Annotated in this window: 11 protein-coding genes; 8 read left to right on the top strand and 3 right to left on the bottom strand. The window is 57.1% G+C overall.

The genetic code is table 11. The features are described from left to right. The first annotated feature begins 1 nt into the window (after position 1). From AC5WEY_RS00135 to AC5WEY_RS00125, 3 genes are all read left to right on the top strand, one after another. Positions 2 to 937, top strand: a complete 936-nt coding sequence (locus tag AC5WEY_RS00135; RefSeq protein WP_495645492.1) for a chlorinating enzyme — start codon at positions 2 to 4, stop codon at positions 935 to 937. Between the two features lie 39 nt (positions 938 to 976). Then, a complete protein-coding gene (locus AC5WEY_RS00130; RefSeq protein ID WP_495644174.1) occupies positions 977 to 1,210 on the top strand; it encodes an acyl carrier protein in 234 nt (77 codons plus the stop codon). Positions 1,211 to 1,273: 63 nt separating this feature from the next. Further along, positions 1,274 to 2,557, top strand: coding sequence for an aminotransferase class I/II-fold pyridoxal phosphate-dependent enzyme (locus AC5WEY_RS00125; protein ID WP_495644173.1), 1,284 nt, complete (start codon positions 1,274 to 1,276; stop codon positions 2,555 to 2,557). A gap of 3 nt (positions 2,558 to 2,560) precedes the next feature. Here AC5WEY_RS00125 and AC5WEY_RS00120 read toward each other — a convergent pair whose 3' ends face one another. Continuing rightward, positions 2,561 to 3,388, bottom strand: a complete 828-nt coding sequence (locus AC5WEY_RS00120; RefSeq protein ID WP_495644172.1) for an AraC family transcriptional regulator — start codon at positions 3,386 to 3,388, stop codon at positions 2,561 to 2,563. Positions 3,389 to 3,422: 34 nt separating this feature from the next. Here AC5WEY_RS00120 and AC5WEY_RS00115 point away from each other — a divergent pair, with 34 nt between their 5' ends. From AC5WEY_RS00115 to AC5WEY_RS00095, 5 genes are all read left to right on the top strand, one after another. Then, positions 3,423 to 3,854, top strand: a complete 432-nt coding sequence (locus AC5WEY_RS00115; RefSeq protein ID WP_495644171.1) for a DUF2000 family protein — start codon at positions 3,423 to 3,425, stop codon at positions 3,852 to 3,854. A 31-nt stretch (positions 3,855 to 3,885) separates the two neighbouring features. Next, positions 3,886 to 4,854, top strand: coding sequence for a DMT family transporter (locus AC5WEY_RS00110; protein ID WP_495644170.1), 969 nt, complete (start codon positions 3,886 to 3,888; stop codon positions 4,852 to 4,854). Between the two features lie 124 nt (positions 4,855 to 4,978). Then, complete coding sequence (locus AC5WEY_RS00105; protein ID WP_495644169.1) at positions 4,979 to 6,679, top strand: AfsR/SARP family transcriptional regulator; 1,701 nt, start codon at positions 4,979 to 4,981, stop codon at positions 6,677 to 6,679. Positions 6,680 to 6,731: 52 nt separating this feature from the next. Continuing rightward, entirely contained in the window at positions 6,732 to 8,027 is a 1,296-nt protein-coding gene (locus AC5WEY_RS00100) for a cation:proton antiporter (RefSeq protein ID WP_495644168.1), read from the top strand. Positions 8,028 to 8,158: 131 nt separating this feature from the next. Then, entirely contained in the window at positions 8,159 to 8,944 is a 786-nt protein-coding gene (locus AC5WEY_RS00095; RefSeq protein WP_495644167.1) for an IclR family transcriptional regulator, read from the top strand. A gap of 191 nt (positions 8,945 to 9,135) precedes the next feature. Here the strand turns inward: AC5WEY_RS00095 and AC5WEY_RS00090 are convergent, their stop codons facing one another. Then, positions 9,136 to 10,353 (bottom strand): hypothetical protein, encoded by a 1,218-nt coding sequence (locus AC5WEY_RS00090; protein ID WP_495644166.1) that lies wholly within the window; start codon positions 10,351 to 10,353, stop codon positions 9,136 to 9,138. Positions 10,354 to 10,434: 81 nt separating this feature from the next. Next, positions 10,435 to 11,454 (bottom strand): transaldolase family protein, encoded by a 1,020-nt coding sequence (locus AC5WEY_RS00085; protein WP_495645491.1) that lies wholly within the window; start codon positions 11,452 to 11,454, stop codon positions 10,435 to 10,437. Positions 11,455 to 11,505: the final 51 nt, after the last annotated feature.

The raw sequence follows: 11,505 nt of genomic DNA, 5'->3' as shown, positions 1-11,505 counted from the left end.
AATGTCAGCAACCACCCCGACTTCGCACATCGCTCCCAATGCCGTCGTTCCGGAGGACATCAGGAGCGACATCGAGCAGTTCACGAGAGACGGCTTCCTCGGACCGATCAAGCTGTACGAACCCGACGAGGCTGCAGAACTGATTCGTGAGATCCGCATTCGGAACTTCGACGGATCGAAGGCGCTCTACCAGAACAGCGTGAACTACGATCGCCACTTCGACATCCCTGAACTCACTCGACACGTCGCCCATCCCACGATCCTCAAGTACTTGACTGCGATCCTCGGCCCGGACGTCCTGTCATGGCGAACCGAATGGTTCCCCAAATTCCCCGGCGCAAAAGCCACTGAATGGCATCAGGTCCGCGACTACAGCTACGCGAACGGCAAAGCTCAGCTCGAGCCGACGCAGTCCGACTGGAATGCATTCATCGACATCACTGTGTGGACCACTTTCACGCCGGCCACGTCCGAAACGGCTTGCATGCGCTTCGTACGGGGGTCGCACCGTGACAGGATCTTCGACGAACACAAGCCAACCACTGCGGGTCGCACAGACGACTACGACGTAGCGCGCGCTGACACCGGTTTCTTTGGCTATGACTTCGCGGACTTCAAGATCGACGCGAACTGGGAGCCAGACCCCGAGGACGTTGTCGAGATGCCGATGCAGCCCGGTGAGGCCGTGATCTTCACGGCTTCGTGTGTCCACGGTTCGTTGCCCAACACGACCGAACGTGAAACCCGGTTTGCGATCGCGGGCCGCTACGTGCCGACTCACGTGCGTGTGTACCCCAATCAGAGCGCTTTCACTGCCCACGGCGCAACGTTCGATCTACAGAACTACGGCAGTGTCCTAGTCGCTGGAGAGAACCGCTTCGAGCACAACCGAATCCGCTCCACGAACAATCATGGCGAGCGCTTCGAATTCTCCTGATCTACCCCCCGAACTCTTACCGAAAGGTTCCCGTCAAACATGACCATCGACGACGTTCGCGACATCTGGTCGCGAAACCTTAAGCTCGATCAGTCCGCCATCGGAGACGACGACGACTTCTTCACACTCGGAGGTCACTCATTGATCATGGCGGAGATTCAGAACGAGTTCGCGGACAGCTTCGGAATCGAAGTGGCAATGGACGATCTGTTCCGTCGACCCACGGTAGGCCAGATCGCTGCCTACCTCGATACTCAGCGATCGGTTGCATAGCGTGAGGGCTCCGCACCGGAGGTCGGCAAACGGGTCTGCAGACGCATCCGCCCAGGTCCACTGATGCGTCTGTCCGATCGCGGCGAGAAGATGTCGCAGCTGTCCGGAATTCGGGAAATTCTACAAGACATCGCTCTGGCAACGGCCGGCGAAGATCGCGACGAATGGGTCGATCTGGGCGCAGGCAGCCCTGCGCGGATTCCCGAAGTACTGAGCGCGGTGGAAGGATTTGCTCGAACGGCAGTCGAACTCGATCTCGATAGTTCCAGCACCGCGTACGGACCCTCAAGAGGTTCCAACGTGCTGCTCGACGCAATTGTCGAGTACTTCTCCTCCCGATTCGGATGGTCGTTGGATCGAAACAACATCGTGGTCGGACCCGGTAGTCAGATGCTCCTTTTTGCGGCGACTACGGTCTTCACCGGGCCGGGCCCGGACGGCCACAAGGTGCTGGTGTTGCCTTGCCTGCCCGACTACACCGGCTATCAGGGACTCGAGTTGGACGTCAACGGAGTAGTCGGTGTTGCTCCGGAGATATGCCTGTTGTCCAACAACATGTTTCGGTATGCACTCGATACAGATGCGGTGAATGCCCGCACGGATGTAGGCGCGCTATTGCTGTCCGATCCGCGTAATCCCACTGGTGACAGCTTGACAGCTACCGAGTTCGACGAGCTGTTGCGTATCGCAGAGACGAAGAAGGTGCCGCTGCTGGTTGATCATGCCTATGGGGAACCCTTCCCAAAAGTGGCCGGGTCGCGTGCCTTGCCGCGATGGCACCCGAACGTCGTGCACTTCTTCACCTTCTCCAAATTCGGGATACCTGGAGAACGATTGGGGTTCGCAATCGGGCCGTCGTCCCTCATAGAACCGCTGTGCGCGTTTGTATCGAACACTGTGTTGCATGGGCCGCAGCTGTTTCAGGCCGCTATCGCCAGGGCCCTGCGCGACGGCAGCGTCGACGACGTAGTACGGGACCGAATTACACCCCACTACGAGCAGAAACGACGAGACACCGAAGCCTTGCTGCACGATGCGTTCGATGACGAGATCGATTGGCGGCTGCACGTCAGCGATGGAGGAATGTTCTGCTGGCTGTGGATTCGCGAACCGTGGTTCCAGGTCGGAGAGTTCTACCAGCTGCTCAAAACGTACAAGGTCTGTGTTGTTCCCGGGAACAATTTTTTCGTCTTGGGCGACTCCAGTGACGTAGCCAACGACCATGCACATCAGTGTGTGCGTATCAGCCTGAGCCGGGACGTGGACACCATTGCCCGGGGCATCGGTCTGATGGTTGTGGCGTTGCGAACCATAAGAGACCGGACAACCGACGCTGGAAGCGAGTAGAAGCTAATCCATGGGTGTGGAGAGCAAAACGGCGTCCCGCGCGAATCGAGCCGGAGTTGTTCCGACCATTCGCTTGAAGTGCCGATGCAGGTGAGCCTGATCATGAAAACCTGCTAGCGTGGCGACCTGCGATGCCGGAACGCCGGCCAGGAGCATTCGCCGGGCGGCCTCGATCCTTCTACCGATCAGATATCGGTGCGGTGCGATGCCGAACTCGTGGGTGAACGCGCGAACCAAGTGAGTCGGTGACGCATGCATTATATTGCTGGCTTCCTCGAGTGTGACCCCGGACTCTATTCGCGAGTCGATCAGATCTCGAAGCCGACGAGCGAGCGAACCATCAGCACGAAAGACTGGGGGACCGCTCTCGTGCCGCAGGTGACCTTGTAGCCGTTCCACGACAAACGCCAACCTGCTCTGCGCCTCGAAACGCTCGAGCGGACAACTCAGTGATCGGTGGAGTAGATCCACACGATCACGGAGGGCATCGTCGCGGATGCTCGGGGTGTCCACCGCTGAGCCGATATTGGTCAGTACGTCCGGAGCCAAGTAGATGACACGCTTACGGAAGCCTGTGTCGGTGACCGTCCTGCCGTCGTGCGGAACATGCGGGGGAAGCAAGGTCACCGTGGACTGCACCGACCCATGCTCGTGCCCAGCCATGTCGTAGCTGATCGCACCAGAGTCCACGATCAACAAGGTCCACGAATCGTGAGTATGCAGGGGGTATCGGTGCTCGACGAAGCGGGCATGGAACACCTCGACCACCCCGGGGACACCAGGGTTCCATGCTGTGATCTCGGGTTTGTCCACTACGTCAAGAATGTACAAGACTCAGCGGTCTCCTGCCGGACAAACTTGGATCATGGATCCAGAAAGTGCACCAGTCAGGTTCGACACCAAGATCGCAGTTCTCTTGAGAGACGACTTGGAAAGCTGGCAACGACTGAACGTGTCCGCCTTTCTCGTCAGTGGAATCGCCGCCGCAAATCCTGACCTCATCGGACAGCCGTACGCCGACGCCGACGATACTCAGTATCTAGCTATGTTCCGCCAGCCTGTACTTGTCTTTTCGGGCTCGAAAGAAGATCTAACAGCTGCTCACACACGAGCTGTTGGTCGCGGGCTAGCGATCTCTGTATTCACCGCCGATCTATTTCATACGAACAACGACGATGACAACCGTGCAGCGGTGCGCGCCGTCGCCCGTGAAGAACTGGACCTGGTCGGACTGGCTGTTCACTCCAAAAGGAACGCGGTGGACAAGATTCTCAAGGGCACCCGTATGCATCCATGACCACGCCGACTCCACAGAACTGAGGACCATCGTGACTACCGAAACCCGTCCAGCTGCGGACCGAACCGCGCAGCTCGCGTACTTGAATCTGCTCATCACCATGGCCTTTTTTGGTAGCGCATTCGCCAGCTCGAAGCAGGTGGTCGGTGAGATCCCTCACCAGGTGGCAGCCGTACTACGCTTCGGTGGTGGTGCGCTGGTACTCGTCGTAGCAGTGCTACTCGTCGCGCGAGGTGGATTCACTCTCGATCGCGGAACAGCGATCCGTGCCGGCGCGGTCGGATTGCTCGGTGTGTTCGCCTACAACGTCTTCTTCTTCTGGGGCCTCTCGTTGGCTCCGTCGCTCGACGGCGCGGTCATCGTGCCAGTCATGAGCCCAGTTATCACCATCGCTTTCATGGTGGTCACGAGACGCGAACGAGCGTCGAGAACGAGAGTCGCCGGCCTCGTGGTCGCAGTACTCGGAGCGGCTCTGTTCTTCATCAGCGTCGGCGGGGCAGACGGTGGACTCAACAGCACACGACTCGCGGGCGATGCCATCTTCGTTGCAGGCGCAGTGTGCTGGGCGGCATACACCATCACCTCCAAAAGCGTCCTCAAAGGAGCTGACCCACTGCAGGCAACGACAGTGGGCACGGCGGTCGGCGCTCTCGCGCTCGCAGCCGTCGCAGCGCCCGCAATCCCGAACGTGGACTGGGCGGCGGTCTCGACGACGTCCTGGCTGAATGTCGCCTATCTTGCGATCGGGCCGACGGCGCTTGCCTACCTCCTGTACTACCGGGGGCTGCGTCACGTCGCGCCAACCACTGCGACCATCATGATGTTTGCTGTTCCAGTGTTCGGAACTATATGCGCAACTGCATTTTTGGGAGAATCGTTCACTGGAGTTCAATTGCTTGCATCGGTGATTACCATCGGCGGAGCTCTCTTGGCCGTCACAGACGGCCGCCTCCGCTCGACCGGTGGCGACAAGCGTTCGGCGAACCCGGTAGACAACTGAAACTTACATGAATTGAATCGGTGGGGGAATCTTGTCGCTTTTGAACGTGCGTTTATTGGGCCCACTCGAGATCGGCTGCAACGGTATAGATCTGCCGCTGAAGGGAAGGAGGCAGAGGACGGTCATGGCATTACTCGCTCTCGCCCACGGCGAGGTCGTACCGTTGAGCAAACTGATCGACGCTTTGTGGGAAGAGTCCGACCCTCCTACTACTGCCGCAAAACAAGTGCGCAACACAGTCTCAGAGATACGGGGCATTCACCCGAGTATCGCTGCAGCAGTAGAGACGGCGTTTCATGGGTACCGCCTCCGATTGTCGCAGTGCTCGCTCGACATCGATCGATTCTGCACACTGGCCGACACTGCGCGGACCGAAGAAGAATCGAACTGCCAGAGTGCAATCGATCACTACCGTCAAGCGATCGACATGTGGCAGGGAACCGCGGTCGAGGGTGCAGGGAACACCGCAATCGAGGCACGGACCCGGCTGCTCGATGATCGTCGACTGGAGGTCACAGAGCGTTGGCTTCAACTTGAAATCGACCTCGGTACCATCAATCTCGGTCAGATGACCGTGGTGTGCGAAGCACTTACCTCTAATCCGTACCGCGAGCATCTAGTTACACTTGCGATGCAAGCATTCACTGCGTGCGGGTCGCGCGAGCGCGCACTAAGCTTGTACAGAGCAACTGAAAGTGCCATGTCGTCCGAGCTCGGTGTTGCGCCCGGTGCCGCCTTACGGCGAGCAATGGAACAGATCACGTCCAGCGTATACGAACCCGTCGTCCGGAAATCGGTCCCAAGACTGAGAACCGAAGTCGTTCAACGGCAAAACGCACCGATTGTTGGACGAGACTCACAGCTCGATGATGCGGAGAAACAGTGCACGGATCGTGCTGGTGATGCACACATTTACGCCGTGGACGGCATGGCAAGCGTTGGTAAAACCGTGTTTGCCGCCAATCTGGCGCGGCGTCTCGCGACCAAGTACGCAGACGGTTTCTGCATGGTCGACATACGCTCTCACTCTCCAACCACCGCTCCGATGACAACGAGTGAGGCGCTGACTGCCCTGCTGGCGCAGTCCGGCGTCGCAGGTGTCGAACTCCACGCGTCGTTCGACGTGCGCCGCGAACTGTGGTTCCAGCTGCAGACGCAACGGGCGGTCGTATTTGTTCTTGATGACGTCGTAAACGAAGAGCAAGTCAATGCCCTTGTGGCACCAAAGAGTTCCTCGATAGCAATCGTCACCAGTCGCACACGACTGACTGGCCTGGACCTTGTGCGGGCGATGACTCTCGAACCGCTGGACGTCGAAGCCGGTGCGCGACTGTTCGCTGTGATCGTCGGTGACGGACGGCCCGAGTCCGATCTGCCCGCCACGCAGAGCATCGTAGAACTCTGCGGCGGGATCCCGATGGTGATCTGCGCCGCCGCCGCACGAGTCAGACATAGACCTGCATGGACGATCCGCGCCTTTGCGGATCACTTAAATCAGGATCCGTCTCGCCTACTTCATATCGGACCCGAGCGGAAGTCGCTGGCGGCGGCGCTAACGGTGTCCGTTATGCGCCAGGATCGAGAGCACTTGGAGATGCTCCACTCCGTCGCTCATGAGAGTGACCTCGCGGCTACCACTACTAGTGCGTCGTTTGGTGCGCGTCGTGAGCGGTTGCTCGAAGACCTCGTCGATGCAAACCTATTGGAACACGGAGATCCGGGCCGCTACCGACTTCATGCGCTCGTGCGCCGCTTCCTCCAGGACACAGACGAATCGAACATTTTACATTCCACCGGATGCCCGAATCTGCCAACCGCCATCTGACACAACAGATCTCTGTTCTGTCTGTTCACTGGATCAACCATAGGATGCCGAGATGCAGCCAGTTCCCTTTCTGTCGGGGCATGTCCTTTTCCTCTTTCTCTTCCAAGTCGGCCTGCTCCTTGCCGTCGCAATAGGTCTTGGTCGACTCGCACGGCATGTCGGGCTCCCGTCGCTCGTGGGGGAGATCGGAGCAGGGATCATCCTCGGACCCTCAGTTCTGCAGAATGCATGGCCGGGTTTCGCGTCCGCTGTCTTCCCGTCGCAAGCAGAACAGTTTCATCTACTGGACGCCGTCGGGCAGCTAGGCGTCCTCTTGTTGGTCGCCTTCGCTGGAACCGATCTCGACATGGCGGCCGCGCGCCGCAACTCAGGAACGACTCTCACGATCAGCGTGTTCGGACTCTTGGTCCCGCTCGCCGCCGGCGTGGCGGTAGGTTTCGTCCTCCCACAATCTCTGCGCGGCAACGAGTCCAACGATTCCTCGTTCGTCCTGTTCGTCGGCGTCGCGCTGTGTGTGAGCGCGATCCCGGTGATTGCAAAGACGCTGACTGACATGGGCCTTATGCACCGCAATGTCGCTCAGTTGACACTGGGCGCGGCAATAGTGGACGACACGGTCGCGTGGTTTCTGCTTTCGGTGGTCGCCGCACTCGCCATCGGTGGACTCACTACGGGAACTGTCATCAGCGTGCTCGCAGCTCTGCTGGGCACGCTGCTGTTTGCCCTGCTGATCGCGCGTCCTCTCATCAAACGGTTGATGGGTTGGGTGACCAGTAAAGCCGATCCGGCTCACGCCTCGGCGGTTACGGTAGTTCTTGTGCTGCTGTCGGCAGCAGGCACGCACGCCGTCGGTCTCGAAGCTCTGCTTGGCGCATTCCTTTGCGGGATCCTGATCCGCCGATACCTTCCAGCCAAGGCTGCGGTGATGGTGCCCTTGAGAACTGTCATGACTGGAGTCCTGGCACCCGTCTTCTTTGCAACCGCCGGTCTTCGTATGGACCTGACAGAACTACTGGAGCCGTCGGTAGCTTTGGCCGCAGCCACTGTGCTTTTGGTTGCGATCATCGGCAAATTCGTTGGTGCCTACATCGGATCCAGGTTGAGCCGACTCGGACGATGGGAGGCTGTAGCTGTCGGATCGGCCCTCAACGCACGCGGAGTTGTCGAAATCGTTATAGCGATGACAGGACTGCGACTGGGTGTCATCTCTTCGGAGATGTTCACAATCATCGTGTTGGTCGCGATCGTAACGTCATTGATGGCACCACCGCTACTGCGCTTTTCGATGCGCCGAGTTTCACTGACGGAGGACGAGAGCAAACGAAAGTCTGAATTCTACTACGCGTAAACACACCCTACAAGCAGCAGCCTCGCTGTCGACCAAGAAATGACAAGAGGTGATTTAGATTTACGTAACCGAAATGTCACCATGCATCCAGAAGATAAGAATCTTGCACCACACCGGTTCCAGGCGGAAGAATGCCCACTGACTCAAACCTGGCGGCGTCGCCACTCCTTGTGTTGGGAAAGATTTCCGAGATTCTAGAAACATTCACATTGCAGCGTCGAGCGTTAACCCTCAGTGAGATACAACGAGCAACCGGAATGCCACGGTCCACGGTCCAGCGCCTGGTAAGCAACATGGTGTCCCAGGGTTTCCTCGACAAGAGTGGCGACCACGTTCTCGTTGGAACCAAAATGACGCTTTGGGCAGCAGCAGCTACAAGAGGTATGGACTTCCTTACAACTGCGAACTCGATCCTTGAAGAAATTAGAGATTCAACCGGAGAAACAGCATCTTACGTCCGACCCGAGCAGAACTTTTGTGTTGCTGTCGCCGTTGCCGAAACACGACATTCGTTGCGCCATGAAATGCACGTAGGCAAGGTGACCCCACTAGATAACTGCCTCGCAGGCAGGGTTTTTCTGGCCTACGCACGTCATTCGGCATCCAAAGTTCTGGGCGGCGAGATGCAGATGGTGACGGGCGAACTGGACACTACGTCAGAGTCCGAATGCAGGACCACGTCAAAGATACGGTCTGATGGGTACGCAACAACTGTTGGCGGGTGCTCGTCAGACGTATCCGCCCTGTCTGCACCAATCTTCGATTCTGCGGCTGACGTCATCGGCGTGCTCACTATCAGTGGGCCTACCTTTCGCATGCCCCAGGAACGATGCGAGGCGTGGGGAGAGCTGTTGGTTTCTCGAGCAGACAGATTGATTCGGTGCCTTGGCGGACGCTATCCAGATGGTACGCCCTGACTCCGGCCACACTAGCCCACACGAACCTCAAATCGACCAGCGCAATCTGCCATCTTCCACGGAATTTCAGACCACGACAATGACCGATCCGAGCTGTCATGCAACAACTCATGCGCTTCTGCCGTTGGATCTCGATCCCGTGGACCCCGCGGACATTACTGATTCCAAATAGACTTCCTGGTCATTCGTTTCTAGTGATCAGACAAAGTATTATTGCTCGTCCTTAGCAAATCAACGAAGCTACCGCGAAGGGATTTTGAGATTTGCCATGCCCGTGAAGGTGAAATATCGCCCCATGGATAGTCCAAGTGATGGCGCACCCGCTCGAGATTCGCCGCCGCTAGAGTTGCAATACCCGTCAATGAATCGATGTCGACAATTCCATCGAACTCTTGCCCACGGCGGTTGACATCCACGAGCTCTTGGACAACATGACCGGGATGCACTCGAATTCTCCATCCGTTTTTGTCCATGTCGATCGGATAGCCGCCTGGCAGACCTCCTACTCCGGGCGAGTGCACTATCCGCGAAGAATCACTGAAGCTTGCCGCTACGACCGCCAGAACTGAGCTTGCGGTCAAAAATTGTCCGTTGATTCCGCCACGGCGGCGCCCGGTCGTTGCGACGTCGTTCAGCACCGTTAAGAGATCGTCTCCTTCGACCGAGCGATAGTCACAGCAGCCCACGAATGCACCCAACAACATTGGAGCGCCGCCACTATCGCCATATCGCGGGACGCGGTGACTGACGTAGTGCTGAGCTGCTAGTAGAACTTCAACCTGCCGAGGGTCAACCGCCCAAAGTCGTGCACATGCGAATCGGAGTGCGGGGATCAAGTTGCTGGCATTGCCAGCTCCTAGCGCGCGGCAAGATCCATGTACAGCAGCAAGTATCGGATTGACTGCGTCTGGGAACCCGCAATTTACCAGTACAGCTGGAGATCCACTTGCGAGGTATGCGTCGTACACCGCCAGAGCAGGTGCGAGATGCATCGGCAGCCACGGCCCAAATTGCGCCTCGTCGAGAGAGTCGAAGACACCTTGAGGGAGCTCGGTCAAGCGTCGCCAGCTCTGAACCGTGGTGCAGTTGACAATTATGTCGGGGTTTGTCGTCACAATGCAGTCGGAGAGATGTTCGGTGTCCGTGGCGTCGCACGCATAAGCCACAATTTCCGTGGCAGATCTTGCATTAGCCGCCGTGTAACGACACAAGTTGACGTCTCTGATCAGAGACTCCTCGTCCCGACCCACTGCAACAATTCGCTTAACATAACCTTGCTGCAAAAGAAGAATTGTAAGCTTTTGGGCCAAATCTCCGAACCCAATTATCATCACGGTCCCTGATAGCCGACCACGACCGAATTCGGCTTCGGTTCTGAAGTCTGGCACTGAACGATGGGTCTCAGTCATTGCTACTCACCTTTCAAGCGAGGATAAAATCTGATGAAATAGATCGATTTAGTCGCAGAAACCATTAATTAAGAGTACTAATCATGGCACAGCCTGACGAACGCCGTTCCAGCGACGGTGGATAGATGAATTCAACGCTATTTCAGACCGGACTTGAGCAAATTGCGGAGTCGAGGAAAACTGCTTAATCGGAAGCGCGTCTTCGTCGAGATGCATTTGAATTATTTCAACTGGTATATCCGGAAATGCTTCGTGCGACAGACTCAAGTCCGCACGAATCGAGTTTATACCCTCAAGTATGTCGCCCTCGACGAAGTTGGATTTTAGCGCCCCAATTTGGTGGATATGATCGGGCTTCAAAGTGAAAATAACCTTTGTAGATTTAAAAGCCTCGATATGAATGGGAATTCTATGTTCCTGATCCATGCGTACAGAAGATAGAAGCAATGTCGTTTCGGGATCCACCGTCGCCAATATTTCCTGCTCATGGCGGCCTATGGCACATTCGAACCGCCGCAATTGCACGGTGTCTATGTTAGCGAGAATCGAGGGGTGGATCCCATCGCCCACTCGGCCTATCATGTGCGTTACGACCGATTTTGGTTCCAAACTGCCCGGCCTAAGACGCCGCCTGCCGTGCGAAACTGCTGTTGCGAACGCTTTCACCTGCGAAGCGTAGAAGGTCATGGTCCCGTTGACCGAAATTCCACGAGAGACAAGTTCTTCGACGGCCTGGATTCCTTCCCGATGGCAGGGCACTTTAACCATTACGTTCGGAGCGATCGACGAATACAGTATTCCTTGTTCGACTATCGAACCGGCATCACCCATGATTTCAGGCGATATTTGTGCCGATATCCATCCATTCTCACGACGGGACTGGGAATGGAGGGAGAGTAAAGTAGCTGCTCCCGCACGGATCACCTCCATCATTCGCTCCTCCGTCGTGGACCGGTTCCAAAATTGGGGCGCCCGCTGCACGAAGTCGGCCACAATACTCGGGTTCGTTGTAGCGCCGACTATGGGAAACCCCGTTTTCGGACCGTCGGCAGTTATCAATCTGTGGGTGTCACAGGGATGTGCGTCCAACCAAAGGCGCATCTCATTTGTAAAGAAAGCATTTATTGACATCTCTGTCGATCAGCCTTTCTT

Source organism: Rhodococcoides sp. S146-33 (assembly GCF_059489205.1).
The sequence above is the reverse complement of the archived record's forward strand: the minus strand, read 5'-3'. Positions and strand labels throughout refer to the sequence as shown.

What these genes read in the sequence shown, in the direction of transcription:
- AC5WEY_RS00085 (WP_495645491.1), bottom strand. Translation starts at nt 11,454, where the DNA reads ATGCGCCTTTGGTTGGACGCACATCCCTGTGACACCCACAGATTGATA.
- AC5WEY_RS00095 (WP_495644167.1), top strand. Translation starts at nt 8,159, where the DNA reads ATGCCCACTGACTCAAACCTGGCGGCGTCGCCACTCCTTGTGTTGGGA.
- AC5WEY_RS00135 (WP_495645492.1), top strand. Translation starts at nt 2, where the DNA reads ATGTCAGCAACCACCCCGACTTCGCACATCGCTCCCAATGCCGTCGTT.
- AC5WEY_RS00115 (WP_495644171.1), top strand. Translation starts at nt 3,423, where the DNA reads ATGGATCCAGAAAGTGCACCAGTCAGGTTCGACACCAAGATCGCAGTT.
- AC5WEY_RS00125 (WP_495644173.1), top strand. Translation starts at nt 1,274, where the DNA reads ATGCGTCTGTCCGATCGCGGCGAGAAGATGTCGCAGCTGTCCGGAATT.
- AC5WEY_RS00130 (WP_495644174.1), top strand. Translation starts at nt 977, where the DNA reads ATGACCATCGACGACGTTCGCGACATCTGGTCGCGAAACCTTAAGCTC.
- AC5WEY_RS00100 (WP_495644168.1), top strand. Translation starts at nt 6,732, where the DNA reads ATGCAGCCAGTTCCCTTTCTGTCGGGGCATGTCCTTTTCCTCTTTCTC.
- AC5WEY_RS00090 (WP_495644166.1), bottom strand. Translation starts at nt 10,353, where the DNA reads ATGACTGAGACCCATCGTTCAGTGCCAGACTTCAGAACCGAAGCCGAA.
- AC5WEY_RS00105 (WP_495644169.1), top strand. Translation starts at nt 4,979, where the DNA reads ATGGCATTACTCGCTCTCGCCCACGGCGAGGTCGTACCGTTGAGCAAA.